16 protein-coding genes are annotated in these 17,694 nt (G+C 31.0%); 2 read left to right on the top strand and 14 right to left on the bottom strand.

From position 1 onward, the window contains the following. Positions 1–2: 2 nt before the first annotated feature. The 10 genes from BXU10_RS07285 to BXU10_RS07235 form a co-directional block, all read right to left on the bottom strand. A complete protein-coding gene (locus BXU10_RS07285; RefSeq protein ID WP_078226773.1) occupies positions 3–503 on the bottom strand; it encodes a F0F1 ATP synthase subunit B in 501 nt (166 codons plus the stop codon). Positions 504–588: 85 nt separating this feature from the next. Then, positions 589–789, bottom strand: a complete 201-nt coding sequence (atpE, locus tag BXU10_RS07280) for an ATP synthase F0 subunit C (protein WP_026727281.1) — start codon at positions 787–789, stop codon at positions 589–591. A 33-nt stretch (positions 790–822) separates the two neighbouring features. Next, positions 823–2,001, bottom strand: coding sequence for a F0F1 ATP synthase subunit A (gene atpB / locus BXU10_RS07275; RefSeq protein WP_078226772.1), 1,179 nt, complete (start codon positions 1,999–2,001; stop codon positions 823–825). Positions 2,002–2,541: 540 nt separating this feature from the next. Then, the gene (locus BXU10_RS07265) at positions 2,542–2,769 is read right to left on the bottom strand and encodes an AtpZ/AtpI family protein (protein WP_078226770.1); all 228 of its coding nucleotides are present in this window, start codon (positions 2,767–2,769) and stop codon (positions 2,542–2,544) included. Continuing rightward, the gene (locus tag BXU10_RS07260; protein WP_078226769.1) at positions 2,750–3,148 is read right to left on the bottom strand and encodes a polymer-forming cytoskeletal protein; all 399 of its coding nucleotides are present in this window, start codon (positions 3,146–3,148) and stop codon (positions 2,750–2,752) included. Before BXU10_RS07260 ends, BXU10_RS07265 begins: the two co-directional genes overlap by 20 nt. Positions 3,149–3,150: 2 nt before the next feature. After that, a complete protein-coding gene (locus BXU10_RS07255) occupies positions 3,151–5,772 on the bottom strand; it encodes a tetratricopeptide repeat protein (RefSeq protein WP_078226768.1) in 2,622 nt (873 codons plus the stop codon). A gap of 88 nt (positions 5,773–5,860) precedes the next feature. Beyond that, positions 5,861–6,556: an ABC transporter ATP-binding protein gene (locus tag BXU10_RS07250; protein WP_078226767.1), complete on the bottom strand. Its 696-nt coding sequence runs from the start codon at positions 6,554–6,556 to the stop codon at positions 5,861–5,863. 84 nt (positions 6,557–6,640) lie between these two features. Beyond that, complete coding sequence (locus BXU10_RS07245) at positions 6,641–8,101, bottom strand: DUF5687 family protein (protein ID WP_078226766.1); 1,461 nt, start codon at positions 8,099–8,101, stop codon at positions 6,641–6,643. 158 nt (positions 8,102–8,259) lie between these two features. Next, complete coding sequence (locus tag BXU10_RS07240; protein WP_078226765.1) at positions 8,260–8,940, bottom strand: hypothetical protein; 681 nt, start codon at positions 8,938–8,940, stop codon at positions 8,260–8,262. 11 nt (positions 8,941–8,951) lie between these two features. After that, entirely contained in the window at positions 8,952–9,287 is a 336-nt protein-coding gene (locus BXU10_RS07235) for a PadR family transcriptional regulator (protein WP_078226764.1), read from the bottom strand. A 130-nt stretch (positions 9,288–9,417) separates the two neighbouring features. Here BXU10_RS07235 and BXU10_RS07230 point away from each other — a divergent pair, with 130 nt between their 5' ends. Beyond that, a complete protein-coding gene (locus BXU10_RS07230; protein ID WP_078226763.1) occupies positions 9,418–10,470 on the top strand; it encodes a ferredoxin--NADP reductase in 1,053 nt (350 codons plus the stop codon). Positions 10,471–10,819: 349 nt separating this feature from the next. Continuing rightward, positions 10,820–12,187, top strand: coding sequence for a hypothetical protein (locus BXU10_RS07225; protein WP_123921964.1), 1,368 nt, complete (start codon positions 10,820–10,822; stop codon positions 12,185–12,187). 24 nt (positions 12,188–12,211) lie between these two features. Here the strand turns inward: BXU10_RS07225 and BXU10_RS07220 are convergent, their stop codons facing one another. The 4 genes from BXU10_RS07220 to BXU10_RS07205 form a co-directional block, all read right to left on the bottom strand. Further along, the gene (locus BXU10_RS07220; protein ID WP_078226761.1) at positions 12,212–12,973 is read right to left on the bottom strand and encodes a GLPGLI family protein; all 762 of its coding nucleotides are present in this window, start codon (positions 12,971–12,973) and stop codon (positions 12,212–12,214) included. A gap of 66 nt (positions 12,974–13,039) precedes the next feature. Next, entirely contained in the window at positions 13,040–15,817 is a 2,778-nt protein-coding gene (locus tag BXU10_RS07215) for a TonB-dependent receptor (protein ID WP_078226760.1), read from the bottom strand. A gap of 187 nt (positions 15,818–16,004) precedes the next feature. Beyond that, positions 16,005–17,006 (bottom strand): glycosyltransferase family 9 protein, encoded by a 1,002-nt coding sequence (locus BXU10_RS07210; protein ID WP_078227935.1) that lies wholly within the window; start codon positions 17,004–17,006, stop codon positions 16,005–16,007. A 43-nt stretch (positions 17,007–17,049) separates the two neighbouring features. Beyond that, on the bottom strand, positions 17,050–17,655 hold the full coding sequence (locus tag BXU10_RS07205; RefSeq protein ID WP_078226759.1) for a DUF4254 domain-containing protein: 606 nt from the start codon (positions 17,653–17,655) through the stop codon (positions 17,050–17,052). Between the last annotated feature and the right edge of the window lie 39 nt (positions 17,656–17,694).

Genomic DNA, 17,694 nt, shown 5'->3' with positions numbered 1-17,694 from the left:
TCTTAGTTTAACTTTACGTCACCTAACATTTTCTCTACTAATTTAGTTTGAGATTCTTTGTTAGATAATTCTTCTTTCAATAATTTTTCAGCGATGCTTAATGATAAAGTTGAAACTTGTAATTTCAATTCTGCCATTGCAGCATTTTTTTCACTTTCGATAGCAGCTTTTGCCTGCTCGATCATTTTTTGACCCGCTTCTTGTGCTTCGTTTTTAGAATCAGCTATAATTTTCTCTTTCATTTCACGAGCTTCTTTTAACATCGCGTCACGTTCTGAACGAGCCTCATTCAAAATTCTTTGATTATCAGCCTGTAAGTTTTCCATTTCTCTTTTTGCATTTTCAGCAGAAAGCAATGCATTTTTGATACCTTCTTCTCTTGCAGTAATAGATTCCATAATTGGTTTCCATGCAAATTTCACTAAAAGCAAAATCAATACTAACAAGATTAATGCCTGCCAGAAGAATAAACCGAATGAAAAATCGTTAATTAACTTATCCATTTTATACTATATTAAAATATTTAATTTCTTTTAAAGTAACAACATCTTTAACCAACCGTCAAAGATGCTGTTATTTCTTTCTTTATTAGTTTTTTCCTAGGATTAAAGCAGCGAATGCCAAACCTTCTAATAAAGCCGCGATAATAATCATCGCAGTTTGAATTTTACCAGCAGCTTCTGGTTGACGAGCAATAGCGTCCATAGCAGATCCACCGATTTTACCTAAACCTAAACCTGCACCGATTACTACTAAACCTGCACCTACTAAAGTTGGAATTGTTCCCATAAGTATTTATATATATAAAATTAAACTTCTAAATTAAATAATTGCGTTTTCTTCTGCGTGGTGGTGATCATCATGGTGGTGATCCTGAACAGCCATACCAATAAATAATGATGACAGCATTGTAAAGATAAAGGCCTGTAAAAATGCAACTAAAACTTCAATAACCGAAATAAATAATGTTAATCCTAAAGAGATTGGTAAATCTGCAGCTAAGTTTTTACCTACAAAAATCATAGCGATCAAACTCATAATTACTACGTGACCTGCAGTAATGTTTGCATACAAACGAATTAATAATGCAAATGGTTTTGTTAGTGTTCCTAAAACTTCAATTGGAGCTAAGATAATTTTCATTGGAACCGGAACTCCTGGCATCCAGAAAATGTGTCCCCAATAATCTTTGTTTGCACTAAATTGTGTAATTAAGAAAGTAAATGCTGCTAAACAAACTGTAATAGCAATATTCCCTGTAACGTTAATTCCCAGAGGAGTCATTCCTAATAAGTTTAATAACCATATAAAGAAAAATACAGTTAACAGGTAACCCATATATTTACGATACTTTTTTTCTCCAATGTTAGGAACTGCGATTTCATCTCTAATAAAAATAATAAGCGGTTCTAAGACTCTTCCAAATCCCGTTGGAATTGGCCCTTTTTTGTACGATTTTGCTAAACCAGTAAACATGAAGAACAATAGTATTGAAACAAAAAGCATTGAAACAACATTTTTAGTAATAGAAAAATCTAAAGGTTTTTCGTTTTCAGGATGTCCGTGCTCGTTAAAGTTAATTGTTCCAGCTGCATCTGTTTTGTAAATTTTACCATGAACTAACTTGTAGAAGTTTCCGTCAACTTCTGCAACTGCTTCACCATGGTGCAATTTTGAAGAAGAGAAAATTTTCAATCCTCCATCAATTAAAATAACTGGTAATGAAAAACCATAGCTTTTGTTTTCTTTCTCATCTTGAAAGAAAACAAAGTCGTGAGAATCTTGTAAGTGATGATCAATAAAAGCATCCACTTTTACTTTTGGATCAAGAGCTACATGCTCTTCTCCTTGATGAGCGTTATGTGAAACTACTTTCTCTTCATGAGCTGTTTCAGTTTGAACATGCGTTGAGTCATTCTCTGGATTTGCAAAACCCATAATTGGTAGAGAAGCTACAAAAGCGGCAAGAATAAAGCTGAGCGGTTTGTTTGAAATCACCATATCGTGGAAAATCTTATTTTTTTACGTTTCTAAAATTTGGTGCAAAGGTACATTTTTTATTAATATTAAAAAGGATCTGAAAAATTATTTTTGAACGTTGTTTTACAGAATCGCTAATTTAAGGCTTTTCATTTAATAATCGGATAGTTAAAAGCGTCTGAAATAACAAAAACAGCACAAATGTTATAAAAAAACTGATTTTTTCAACATCTGTTTGTATTGTACTGTTTTTTAAAATTGGCTGTAGAACTAAATATGCTAATAACATTTGTGCAAAAGTTCCAAATAAAAAAATCATTCCAACTATTTCAAAATTCTTCTTTTTTACTAGTAATAATATAAGGTATAATAATATAGAAATCCCGAAAAAGAATAAATATTGTAACTCTAAACTGTAATGAAAATTTTGAACATTAATTTCCAAAAAAAAGAAAATTACTTTGTGTAAAATATAAGCTGCCAAAGCAAGACAAAAAAAAGAAAATATCGGTTTTTTATAATTTATAAGCATTTGAACTAATTTGATGCAAATATGCAACTCTACTTTGTTTTATTAATATCGTTTACTTGTCGAATTACATTATATAAAGCAATTCCAACACCTAACAATACAAAAATAGTATTATAATACACTTTACGGCTTGGATGGTTTTCGTCAAGCCAAGTTCCGAAATAAGAAAATGCAAAAATAATAATACCCATTTGAAATGGAATATTAATAAATGCCAGCCATTTATTTCTTCTATTATTATTCGGTTCCTCTTCCATCTTCCAACATAATTACTTGATTCGCTTGTGTCAGCATCGTACAAGTAGCTGTAAAATCTGCTCCTGGCTCTATAGAAAGTTTTCCAACCGCAACTTCTCCATGAATTTTTGCAGTAGCTTTTATATTAAGGATTTCTAAAACTTTTAGTTTGCCTTGAAATTCTCCTTCAATATCAGCATTATGGCAAATAATATCGCCTTTTATAATTCCTGATGATCCGATAACGAGTTTGCCCTGTGACGTAAAATTTCCAATCAATTCTCCATCCAGCCTAAAATCAGCTTTAGAAACAATATCACCAATAATAGAAGTTCCTTCAACAATTCTGTTGGTTTTTCCTAAAAGCTCTGTGCCGCTTTTTTTTGCTTTTTCAAACATAATTATGGAGTTTTAGGTGATAAATAAGTCTGAAGATTTTTCTTCATCTGAACTATTTTATAATTATCACTTGATATAATAATTGCAGGATGTGTTATTTTATACTTGTTATCTTCACGAAAAAGCTCCGAAAGATCTTTTGCATAAGCTTCTGACTTAATACCGTGAATTACGAAAAAACTTTCTGTCCTGTTATATCTATCTAAAGAAGTTGTTAGTCTTTCGAAATTTTCAACTAATAAAAAAACTTTAATAGCTTCTTCGATTTTTTTAGCTGTTTTGGTGTCACTGTTAGAAACCAGATATACAATTTTCCAGTTTTTTGCATCAACTGTGGTAAAATCAAGTTTTTCTAAGCCTGGAATTTGTTTTTCTAAAATTTCTCGGGCACTTTTACCTTCGTCACTATTTGGATAATTATCCGCTACTGTTTCCAGACCTTTTTTGTAGGCTTCCAAACCGTTTGCTTTTGCCAAAGTATTTGCTTTTAGCAATTCAAATTTAGAAACAATTTCATCACCTGAAAATTGGTTAATCAAATTATCAATATTATCTAAAACAAGATCATATTGCTCATCTGTAAATAATTTATACCATTTCTCATATTCCTTTTCGGGCGATAAGTTGCCGCTTTCAGGATTTGTATTACCTAAAATTTGGGCATATCTCGAGTTTGGATAATTGGTAGTAATATCAAATTTTATCCTTTCGGCTCTTGCGGGATTTGTAATTTGATAAATTTTATATAAATTATACATCGATGGAAGAATCCATTTTTCTTCAGGATTATTAAGAAGCAATCGCTCAAATTTATTGCTGGCCAAATCGTACTCCTTAAATTTTTCCTTATAAATTAATCCTAATTGGTAGTAGGCAAAATTGCGCTCTTTACCAATACTATCCATAGCAATCTGAGTTGTTGGAAGTTGTTTTTCGTAAAATTCTGTTGTGTACTTTTCGATAACGATTACCTCTTTCAAAGCATCTATCGAATCCTGTTTCCTATTCATTTCATCCGTAAGGGCTGTATCTTCATTTGATCTTGAAGCAGATAATCTCCAGTTTCCTGATAATCCTCTGTTGCCCCACATTTTTTTGAATTGCAATTTTCCGTAAGCTACCGTTGATGGGTTGTAGAAATAGAAAGTACTTGAAACATCATTTTCTATTGGCGGATTGAAACCTCCGGGTATACCAACAGGCGAATTATTTCCTGTTGATTGAGGATTTACGACTTCCTGAGCACTGTTAGAATTAGTGTTTTGTTCAATATTCGCTAATCGTTCTTTTTCTTTTTCTTCTAAGATGCGTTTCGCCTCGTCTTTCTTTTTTAATTCTGCTATATAATTTTCAAAATATAATTTTCTCTCCGGATCCGAAAAGCTTTTTACCTCAATAATACTGTCATTTCGTTTTGCTATCGCTTCATATTTGATAACATTGTCCAAATTTTTTCGGTTTTTCTCAATAAAGGCAAACTCTCTAGTTTTTGGGTTTAATTTTATTAATGTACTGTCATAATATTTGGCAGCCATTGTATAATCTGTATTCTTAAAATACATATTACCTATATTTCTGTAAGTCGATGCTATCAAATAAGAGTCTTTCGATTTTCTTGACAATGATTTATTATAAAATTCCAAAGCATTTTCCTGCTGCTTCTTTTTATCATAAAAAACCCCTATTTCATAAAACAGAACATCATAGTATGGTCGGTTTTCGCGGTCAGCAACTAACTTGTTATAAGTCTTTAAAAACAGAGTATCATTATCGCTTTCATAATCATACATCTGCGCTTTTTTAGCATATGCCTGCATCATATATTTTCTGTCGGCTTTTCGATTCATATCGATTACACCATTGTAAAAATAAACAGCACTGTCTTTTTTTCCTGCTTGCTGATACATCTGACCTAAAATAAAACGATAGCGTGCTTTGTCTTCATTTCTTTTAGAAAACTTTTCGGCAATTTTAAGTTTGATAACGGCACTGTCTTTTTCTTCTAAATGTAAAAATGCCTCTGCCAATAATGCATTTGCATCAGAAAATGTTTGTTTATCTAAATCTGTTTTTTTCAATAACAGTTTGATGTTTTTTATCACAATTGCGTCATTTCCTAAACGCATATTGGTTTTTTCACGCCAAATTTTTGCGGTATAAATATTACTGCTATTTGGATATTTATATAAAATATAATTGAATGCTTCAAGCGCCGGAATGAAACGCTGATCATAATAACGTGCTTTTCCAAGCATTAAATAGGCCTCATCAATCTGACTGTTTTTTTCTCTTCCGCCAATATTCATTGAATGCTTCTGAATCGCTTTTGTTGCTTTTGTTTCAGCCAGTTCAAAATCGGGATTTTTGGTTTTTTCCTTTTCAGAAATACTTTCATCGATTTGCATTTTTTCGATTGGAAGCATTTCCCAAAAATTATCCTGATCGTTATTTTGAATGGTTTTCAATCCTTTATCCAACGCTATCCCGCCATTATACAAAATGTTGTATTTGGTACTCAAAGCATGTGAGTTTCTAGCCAAAAAAGTATCTCTTTTGGTAGAACAGGCTATCAAAAAAAACAAAAAAACAAAAGGAAAACTATATTTCAGCGTATTCTTTTTCAATAGAAAAGAGTTTAGATCATTTAACTTCTAAAAAGGATTTTTAGTATAATGACTGGTAAAAATACGCTTCTTTTTGAAATATAGAAATTTATACCGCAAAAAACGATTCTAACTCTTGTAAGGTTTCTTTTGAGGTTTGAATATCTTTTACAATTTCTCCTTTATTCAAAGCTACAATTCGATCACAAACCTCAACCGTATGCTGTAAATCGTGACTGGAAACGAGAACTGTAACGTTTGGATTTTCAGCTAATTCTTTAATGATTTTTTTTAACCGGCTTACTGTGGTTGGATCTAAATTGGCAAAAGGCTCGTCCAGAATAATTACTTCGGGATTACCAATAAGCGTTGCTATAATTCCAACTTTTTTCTGGTTTCCTTTTGATAAATCACGCAGGTACTTTTTGTTTTTTAAAATTTCTCCGTTAAAAAATTCCTCGTGCTGGGCTAATAAAGCATCGACATCAGCTTTATTCTGATGACGCAAATCTCCGATAAAATAAAAATATTCTTCGGGTGTTAAATATCCAATAAGGAAACTTTCGTCCAAAAATGAACCTGTAAAAGATTTCCAGTTTTCACTTGTGTTTACCTGAATATTATTACTGCTAATATTTCCTGTTGAAGGCTGAATCAGATCTAGTAATAAACTGAAAAAAGTAGTTTTTCCTGCTCCGTTATTTCCCACTAAGCCAAAACTTTGCCCTTTTGGAATTTCAAGATTGTTTATGTTTAAAACTGTTGTTCCGTTATATGTTTTTGAAAGTTGATTTACTTGTATCATGGTAATTTTAGATTTTTGAATTAAGATTATTAGATTTATCAATTAAGACTAATTATCTAATTGACACATTTTCAAATTGGCTAATTAGTTCTTCTGTTTGTAAGCGCTGATCGTGCTGTATTTTTCGATTTTATATCTTTTTTCAATTATAGAAAAAACAGTATTTCTAAACACAAAACCTAAAACTCCTGCACCTGCAACCAGCAACAATCCAAGGGTTTTGTCTCCTAAATATAGTCCGGTTCCATAAAGTCCTAATGGTAATAATAATTTCGGCAGTGTCAATAACATAGCGTTTATATTGAATGCCTTTTTATCTCCAAATGCGCCTCCGGCATTACTTAAGTCAATTGGTGTTTTTGTAAATGCCCCGCCCAGAAGGACCAAATGCGAATTGACTCCTATATTATAAATTGCACCAACCACAATGGTCAGATAAACTTCCCATCCATAAAAAAGGTAAAATGATGCTAAAATGGTCGAAACAAAAGTAGCAATGACAACCAGCCACCATTTTGAGGTGATGTATCCCCGATAGGGAATATTCTGTGTCATCATGAGTTGATAATATGAACTGTCCCAACTTGGTACAAACTGACCAAAGACAAACATAAATCCGCCTGAAACAAATATTCCCGCAAAAATATGCATGATTTCCGGTTGATTCGTATTTCCAAAAAAGATCAATCCGTAAAACAAAAAGAGAATACTCATAAAAATTGTAGTTTTGGATCTTTTGTTTCTTTTAATCAGCTTGATATCATTTTTTAGAAATGTCCCTAAAGTTCCAAATTGATTTAGCCAGACAAGGTTTTCTGTTGTAGCAATATCTTCTTTTTTAGAAAGGCCGGCATCTAAAAATAAATTGTTCTTAAAATATTTGAATGTAAATTGATACAGGCCAATTAATACCAAAACCGGAATTAAAAATAATCCTTTAGCATCATAAAATGACTGAAAAACTGGTCCGGTAAAAAACGTAATATCAAAGAATTTATAATATTGTGCAGCACCTAAAGCCAATGTGATTGCGATAAAAACAACAAATAATTTATCGATATTACTCAAAATAATATTCAAAAAATTGTTGATGTATACTAGGGAAAAAGCAGCTATCAGCCAAAAAAGAATCCCCAAAACATCATAACCTTCAATAATAAGTACTACCGAAAAAGGAACAAAAAAGAGAGCATGTGCCCAATTAAAAAATGATATTGCTGTTTTACCTAATGAAAAATGGACAATCGTTGGTTTTTTGAAAGGCAGAACCAGTAATGGCTTGATATTTAATACCGGAATGGCCTGCATTAACAATCGAACTACTAAATCGAATAAAAAATAATAAATCAAAAATTTATTGACTGTGAGTAAGGGTTCGAGATTCATTTTCTTTAGGATGTAAAATGCTCCTATTCCCATTCCGACAAAAATGATGGAAAAATAGACCATTAAAAAACCTATCAGAATTTTCATTGCTAAATTAGCACCAAACGATGCCGATCTTGTAAAGGCTTTCCATTCGAGATAAATAAACTTTTTAATCATGGTTATTTGGTTTAAGTTTCGTAGTATGTAATCAAATGTAAGAAAACGTTACAAAATATTTTGAAGCTGAAAACTTCTTACCAAATTACAAACCGTGAGCTGAAATTTTTAGATTAAAAATCCCTGAACGAATACGTAAAATCAAATGTTGCACAATCTTAGCTTGTAAAACTCTTTTCAAATTGTTTCTTTATTTTGAAATGTTTTGCTACTAATCGAAAACTATTCAAATTATAAAATATAAAAATTATAACCAGAAAGATTGAATAACTGTCACTATAGTTGTTTTCTAAAGATGGCAAAATAGGAAAAGCTCCAAGCATAAATCCCAAAAAATAAACAATTGTTAAATAAAATCTACGCTTAAATATTTCTGAAAAAGTGGTTTTAAATTGATGTTTTTTCAGCATAATTCTTCCTGTTACTGTTATTATAAAAACAATACACAGTAAGGCTTTCAAAGCTATTATTGTAAAATTTGCGCCATCATCTGTAAACGTTACATCAAAATTTAATGCTTTCTGAATCATAAAAATTACTAATAAACAAAATCCTGCCTTATATTCGTCTATAGTAAATTGTAAAAATCTATCCATAAAAATTTTGGCTCCTGCATAATTTCCAAGCCAAACACCATAGGTTTTTGGCTTAAATTGTTCTTTCCAATTTTTGAAAACTTCTTTAAAAGCAATTTCAAAATCAGTTGCGTTTTCGGTCATTTCATACTCGATTTCAGAAGCAATATGGTCTGTCATCTCTAATTTTATATCCTCATAAATAATTCCGTTTAACACTAAGGCTTCGTCTATTTTTGCAATTTGTTCGATGGTTAATTTCATGTTTCCAAAAATTAAAATTCAAGTTTAGGACTTACTAAACTTTGCATGTTTTTGATAAAACTCTCCAATTCTGTCAATCTGTTGATGGTTTCCTTTTGCCCGGATTCTGTCAGCTTGTAGTATTTTCTCATACGATTATCTACTTTTTCGATTTCAACATCCAGCAAACCATCGGCTTCTAATTTATGAAGAGCCGGATACAAAGCACCTTCGGTAATATTAAGTTCACCATTTGTAATCAATTTTACTTTTTGGGTAATTTCGTAACCATACATCCTACCATTTTCTTCTAGTAATTTCATTATTATGGTGTTAAGACTGCCTTTGTATAATTGTGAGTTTTTCATTTTTATCTTAAATTTGACAAACAAATATACATAAGAAAATTATACATTGATAACTTATGTATGTTAAATTCAGCCTTTTTGTTTTCAGGAAACATTTTGTCTTTAGTATATTTGCATAAAATATCATATCATGCCTTCATTCTTAAAACTCATAATTAAAGAGGTAAAACGCGAAACTATTGATGCTGTTTCAATCCTTTTTAATGTTCCCGAAGAACTAAAACCAGATTATAAATTTATTGCAGGACAATATATAAATTTAAAATTAACTCTTGATAATCAGGAAATTCGTCGTGCTTATTCTATTTGCTCAGGACCTGAAAGCGGCGAATTGAGAATTGCTGTAAAAGCGGTTAAGAATGGTTTATTTTCACAATTTGCCAATACGAAACTTAAGGCCGGAGATGTACTTGAAGTAGGTCATCCGGAAGGAAAATTCACGTTTGAACCTGATGCTGAAAGACAAAAAAACTACGCAGCTTTTGTTGCAGGAAGCGGAATTACTCCTGTTCTTTCTATCATAAAATCGGTTTTAAAAAGTGAACCAAAAAGTACTTTTGTATTGGTTTATGGAAACAAAACTCCCGATGAAACTATTTTCCATCAGGAACTGCACGATTTACAACTACAATATGTAGGACGTCTTTTTGTGCATTATGTATTTAGTCAGGCTAAAGCGGAAAATGCATTGTTTGGAAGAATCGATAAATCGGCAGTAAATTTTGTCTTGAATAACAAACACAAGGAACTGGAATTTGATAAGTTTTATTTGTGTGGTCCGGAAGAAATGATCAATACGGTTTCCGGAATTTTAAAAGAGAAAAACGTAAAAGACTCCGCTATTAAGTTTGAACTTTTTACTACCTCATCTCAAGAGCACGAAATAAAAACTTCCTTAGAAGGACATACAAAAATTACTGTTTTGGTTGATGATGAAGAAGTTACTTTCGAAATGTCTCAAAAACAAACAATTTTGGATGCAGCCTTAAAACAAGGAATCGATGCTCCGTATTCTTGTCAGGGCGGAATTTGCAGCAGCTGTCTTTGCCGTATAACTCAAGGGAGTGCCGAAATGACGAAAAACTCAATCTTAACCGATAAGGAAATTGCCGACGGTTTGGTACTTAGCTGTCAGGCACATCCAACTTCGGAAACTATTTATGTAGATTTTGATGATGTATAATCGTTGAAATTTCAAAAAAAATAAATTCCAAATTCCAACTTTATAAATTGAGATTTGGAATTTTTTTTGGCTTTTTTAAAACTTATATTTTCTTAATTTTATCTCAAACCAAGCGGTTTCATTAAATAAAAAAATAAAATTACAAAGTGATTTCATACATTTATAGCATTAATTATATTCTATTATGAAGTACTTTTTGTTTTTATTATTCTTTTTATATACTACTACTGGTTTTTCACAATCAGAATATCAAGCCTTTATTGATAAATATGAAGAATTTGCTTTGTATGCAAAACCAAATAAAACAAATAATCTCTCTAAATATTTTGCAAAAAGAATCGATTCCAGATTGATTGATTCTTACCAAATTACTGATACGATAAAAAACAAAAAATATATTTATTTAACATTTAACCTTGACAAATTAAATAAACCAATTCGTATAATTGTTAATTCTCCTTATTCAGAATTAAACAAAAGTATTCGTGAAGCTTTTAAATATTTTGATATAGAAGATCTGAATATTGCTGAAAAGAGCCAACTAAATATTTATACACTTCAGATTCTTTCTCAAGAAAATAATAAAATGGTTGTTAATTGCAGTACAAATGTAGTCTATGACAGGAATCCAGTATTTGAAGGCTGCGAAACGTCTGCAATCAAATCTAAGTTGTCTAACTGTTTTAATAGTCAGCTTTCAGCATATATTGCAAATACTATATCTCCTGTACAAATTACTAAAGCTAAAATATTAGGTAAATTAAATTTACGTGTTAAATTCTTAATAAATGAAAAAGGAGTTATTGAACAAATAAACTGTAAAGCACCAACAGATAGTCTTAGCCGGGAATTAAATCGCATCATTGCATTATTTCCAAAGGCCAAAAGCCCGGCCACCAGAAATGGTATACCAACAAGTTTTACTTATGAAAAAACAATTGATCTTCAAATAGAATCCAAAAATGATGAATATACCAAAGAAGTAGAAGAATATAATGAACAGTTGTATTCAAATGATTCCTTTTTAAATCCTAATAGTGACTTGGCGCTCCACTTTAAAAAATATATAAGTAACAAGGAGTTAAATGATATTCCTCTTATAGATTTTCCTGTGCTTAGTATCTATTTTGATATTGACAAAAAAGGCAATCCAATTAATATTAAAACGAATGCAAATACAGAGCTTAATAATCAGCTTGTTGCTATTTTTAGATATTTTCCCTTTGAAAAGTTAAATATCAAACCTCTAAACACTATAGATTCTTACAGTTATCCTATTATCATTAATAGATATAATAAAAATATTATTATGTCTAACGAGAAGCCTTTTGTACATACGCCTCCAATTTTCGATAAAGATTGCCATTTATCCAGCTCAAAGGAGTTGGACAATTGTATGAATGAAAATATTAAAACAATTGTTGTCAATAATTTTAAAAGAACTATCGGAAATAAAACAAAACTCACCGGAATTATCAAAACTAGTTTTTCATTTCAAATAGATGCTGAAGGAAAGATTACAAATGTAAAAGCAACTGCTCCTAATCCAAATATTTGCAATGAACTGGAGCAATTGATAAAAAACATATCTGCGGTTTATAAACCACAATATTTAAATGGAATTGCTGTATCAAGAATTTATAGATATTCTTATAGTTTTGATGTAGGAGCTAATAAAGTTAACGAATTTAAAAATTTGGTAAGAACCTATTATTAATTTGTTTATAAAAATTAAATAATATTATAAAAAAGCATTCCAAAAAAACATTTCCTTTTGCCTTTTATTTTCTTCTTTATCCTCCCCGTAACTGAACCAATCTTTTGTTTTTTCTTCTAATAATGATTTTAGTTCAACTAAGTCATAGGTTTTTTTAGCTGGAGTAGGCTTTATATCTAATCCGTTACTGATTTCTAAATCTATTTTTACAGCCATAAATGAAGTATATAATCTTGGAATTGTAAGTCCTAAAATCATACCCGGCAAACCATTTACAGAACATGGACCGCCAGAAATGGTTATATCATCTGTGTAAAAAGCAAATACATATACCCCGTCAGTCCTTTTTCCTATGGCTTTCCGGCAATTATAGCCCATAATTTCTCTGTGTTCATTTGTGATTTGCCATTGTATATTCTGTATACTATCTGCTATTACAAAATTGGTTCCTACTATTTGTTTTTGCACGTTCATTTTTCCTGAAGAAAAATCATGGTACCAGATGTTTTCTTCATCAGCCTCTTTTTGATGTTTTGGTATTCTTGTTTTTGGACTCCACCTGTTAAATTTATAAATGCTTTTGTTATCTGCAAAAGTGAAAGTGAAATAGGATATTTTTAAGTCCGAAAGATTCTCTTTCATCATCTCGTCCCAGCTGTCATTACTCATTGTTTTTTTGAGATTGGTATTTACCTCATATTCAATTATAGCCTTATCTACAAAGTGTTGTGCTTTTGAGATAATTGTAAACATTAATACTGCAATAAAAAAAAGTGGTGATTTCATAATCTTTCGGTATATTTTTTTATGTTTCTTATTGCTGTCCCTTACTTTTACTGAACAGCATCATAATTATTTTTTTGCTGCTGTGTCTTTGTTTTTAAAATTCCAGGTTAGGCCTACCATAACATATCTTTTTAATCTGTCATTTTGTTCCTCCCCTATTATATTTTCATAAACATATCTGTTAATACCTATATTTTGATTCAAAATATCCCTTACCATAATATAAGCCGTAAACTCATCATTTTTAAAGGTACGCTGCAGTCTTGCATTCCACAATTGATTGGTGAGATTGGTTTGAAAATCAACCGTCTTTTGACGAGAGAATAAATTGTAATCTGTTGACAGTTTCCATTTCTCTCTAAAATAAACTCCTATCTCTAAGCTCAAATTATTAGTGTTAAATGATTTTATTTCATCGTTTTGAGAAGTAGAATTTCTATTATTTGAAAAATTATTACTTAAACTAAACTCGTACTTCTTTTCTTTAAATTTATTCAGATAAATTCCAAATCCTGAATTTAAAGTATTCGAATTATTGATTTTATTATTAATACTAAGTACGTATTTGTTATAGTTTAGACTTGGATTTAGATTTACGTATAAATCTATTTTTTTTACCTTAAATCCATATCCAAAGTAAAAATTACCGGAAAAATTACCGTTTGTATTGATAGGTGTGGTAATTGTTTTAGCATTTTCCGGATCAATATCTTTGTTATAAGAAATTAAATTAGAAGTCGAACTAAAAGTAATATTTTGATAAAATTGCGATTCTGTCAAAATACTGTAAGTGTTATGAAATATAGATATCCTGTTTGTAAAGGATTGCTTTAAATCCGGATTACCTAAAATTTGATTAAAGAAATCCTGATTGTTTCTCAAAGGCTGTAATTGATTTATAGTAGGCTGTTTAGTAGCACCTTCATAGCTAAAACGTAAATTACTATTGCTTTTGTACTTATAAGAAAAATTTGCCGTTGGGAAAAAGTTAGTATAATGACGCTTATATTCTTTATTTAATGTTTGATCCAGCAAATCAAATGAAGTAAACCCAAAACCGCTTCCAAAACTATAATTTATCTTTTTAGCATTATAGCTCAATTTTATATTAGGTCTGTGTGTTGTTATTGTTTGCCTGAATTGGTTTGATAAAGATTCAACAACCAAATCATAATCACCTGTATCCTTGGAATAATCATAGGTTAAATAATTGCTTTTACCTGTATTGTGAGTAATCTGATAGCCAAATTGCAATGCAAAATTTTTATTAAGTGGCTCTGTGTAAGTAATGTTTAATCCTAAATCTTGATTTGTTTTTTCTCCTATTTTATTTTGATCAACATCATCCCTTGAAGAAAAAACTCCTTCATTATAGCTTTCATTAAAAGATTTCAAAAAATTATCTGAATTTGTATGCAACATATTCCAATTGCCATTTAGAGAAAATGTACGACGTTCCTTGGTGAATTTATGTCTAAATAAAATATTAGCCTGCAAAGACTGCTTGTCTGAATTTGTTATAAAAGTTTTTTCCTGCTTGTTTTTTAATACGCCATTTCCTGTAGTGGTTCCGTTTATAAATTCATCGCTTTCTGTATTATAAAAGTTAGTTTTGGCAGTAAATTTTATGGAATTTAAAGAATCTAATTTTACATCATAAGTAGCATTTACCTTGAAATTACCTCTGTTTACATTGCTCACTGTCGATGTATTTTCGTTTAACTGCGTTTCACCTACTTGTGTCCGGACATTCCTAATATTATTGTTGGTGTAAATTTGCTTATTATATTTTGGAGATAGATTCAGAGTCTGTTTATCATTCCACTTGTTGCTGTACTGCAGTCCTGCATTGGTGTTTTTGATAAACCCGTTTTGAGTGTCAACATACGGCTCTTCATCATTATTACCACCTGTCCACTCATAACTTACATTTCCATCATCATCCATATTCATGCTTATATCATCGCGTCCGCCAAACTTATCATTATCCTGCCAGCTAAGTCCGTCCTGACCCGTGTTTCCGTTTAATAAAAAAGCAGATAATTTTCTTTTACCTTTAAAACTGCTAAACATCGAATTGATATTGTACCGGGAATCAGTATCAGAAAATGGTTGATTTGCAGCATCAATTTTACCAAAATATCCTTTCTTTTTATCTTCCTTTAATTTCAGATTAATTGTCTTTTTTGTTTCGCCATCATCTATTCCGGTAAACTCAGCCTGATCACTTTTTTTATTAAAAACCTGTACTTCTTTTACAGCATCGGCCCTTAAATTTTTGACAGCCATACCTGGGTCATCTCCAAAAAACTCTTCACCATCAACTAATACCTTTTCTACTGTTTCGCCCATAGCTTTTATGGTACCATTTTTATCAACTTGTATACCTGGCAGTTTCTTTAGTAATTCTTCAACGTTTGCATTGGCGTCTACTTTAAAATCACTGGCCCTGTAACTCGTGGTATCTCCTTTAACTCTTATAGAACCTGTATTTATTATTATTTCTTTTAGGAGTTTCATTTTACTTATTAGAGCAATTGTTCCTATGTTTTTTTCACCATCTTCTAGAGTTATTGCATCCAAATAGTCTGCATATTGACTATGGGTAGTCATCAGGATGTAGTTTCCTGCTTCTATATTTTTAATATTAAATTTTCCCTCTTTATCAGATCGGGTAAATCTGTACAAAATAGAGTCTTTGGGTGTTAATAAAGCAACAACAGAATTATAAATGGGTGTCTTTTCACTTTCATCGGTTAAAATACCTGAAAGATTTGTTTTTTGAGAAAATGATGAAAACGAGAATAAGAACAAAATTGTAATTGTTACTAAAATTTTTGGCATAAATAGTTTGCGATTATAATATTAAATATCATTAAGCTTATTTGTAAGACCTAACTCACAACAAGCCAAAGTAATATATTTAAGATTACGCCTTTAAAACCCTTTGTTAAATAATTTATAAAATTATTCTCTCAAAAGAAACAAACTACAATAAACATAATTTTTAAGCTAATTACATTAATTTGTTTTAATGTTTTAACATTTTTAAAACAGATTCTACTGTTATAGTTCTCATAGCATCTTGATAACCCTCAACAATTTTATTTCCGTAAACAGAAGTTGGGATTTTTGGATATTGGTTTCGATCCGAAGTTAATGTATTTTCCAAACTTTGGTTGAATGGTAAAAATCCGGCATACGGATGTGTGGCTCCCCAAAGTGTGACCACTTTTACACCCAGCATTGCTGCAATATGGCTGTTTCCAGAATCCATAGAAAGCATGACATCCAGATTGCTAATCAATTTTAATTCCTGTTGGAATTTAATTTTACCTGCCACATTTATTACATTTTCAAACGGCTCTGAAAGTGAATCCAGGATTTCGATTTCTTTTTTTCCTCCGCCAAAAAGCAGTATTTTATTGTTTGGATTTTGTGCAAGTGCTGAAACAACTTCCTTCATTAAATCCAGAGGATAAACTTTAGAATCATATTGGGCAAAAGGTGCAATTCCGATTAGTTTTTGATAATTTTCTCCAATTAAATCTGTAATTTCTGCACTTAAAACAGCTTTTTCAGGGAACTCAGGATTTGATAAATCTAATGGAAAACCCAGTTCTTCAAACACTTTGGCATGCCTTTCAAACATCGTTGGCAATTGTTTGAAAATCTTCTTTTCTGCGCGGGTTAATTCTTTTTTTCCTTCACGTCCTTTATCAACAGTTGCTCTTTTTTTTCCGCTTAAAGCAAAAAGCAAACTCACAACCTTAGATCGTAAAACATTGTGAAGATCCGCAAAAGCATCGATTTGAAGCTGTTTCAAATCTCTGAATAATCTCAAAAGTCCGGGAAATCCTTTGTGTCTTTCTTTTTCATCAAAAGCAAAAAACTCCAAATTCGGAATTCCGTCAAAAAAAGGTTTAAAAAAAGGACGAGAAATTACAGTCAGTTTTACTGTTGGATATTGTTTTACAAACGCTCGTAAAACAGGAACCGTCATGGCGACATCTCCCATTGCGGATAGTCTCATGACGGCTATATGCTTGATTTTGTTGTTTGACAACTCTGCCAAATTATTTTTTATTTTGATATAAAACCGGATTCAAATCATCGTCGTTGTACATTTTCATTTGTTTGTACACTTTCATGAATTTTTCTCCACTTTCGATATCCGTCAATAATTCTTCAATTGCTGTAGACAAGTCTGTTCTTTGCTCCAAAAGAATATTCAATTTTTCCTGACATTTATCTCTGTGTTCCTGTGTAGCTTCTGCACGAGTTGCTTCTTCGTTCATATGATAAATTTTCAATGCTAAAATTGACAGTCTGTCAAAAGCCCAGGCAGGACTTTCAGAATTAATTTTTGCCCCGTCTTTTGCTTTTATATGACTGTATTTTTGCAAAAAGTAACTATCAATATATTCCACCATATCAGTACGTTCCTGATTAGAAGCATCAATTTTTCTTTTTAAAGTCAAAGCTGCTACAGGGTCAATTTGCGGATCACGTATAATATCTTCGTAATGCCATTGTACAGTGTCTATCCAGTTTTTTAAATATAATAAATGCTCAAATTTGTCTTTAGGAAACGGATTGTTTATTGGTTGATCAACGCTGTCAAATTGATGATAATCTTTGATGCTTTGTTCGAAAACAGTATATGCTAATTTTGAAAACATGTCTTTATTTTTTAGAGTTACAAAGATACTTTTTATACT

It is taken from the genome of Flavobacterium sp. LM4 (assembly GCF_002017935.1).
GTDB classification, from domain to species: domain Bacteria; phylum Bacteroidota; class Bacteroidia; order Flavobacteriales; family Flavobacteriaceae; genus Flavobacterium; species Flavobacterium chungangense.
The sequence above is the reverse complement of the archived record's forward strand: the minus strand, read 5'-3'. Positions and strand labels throughout refer to the sequence as shown.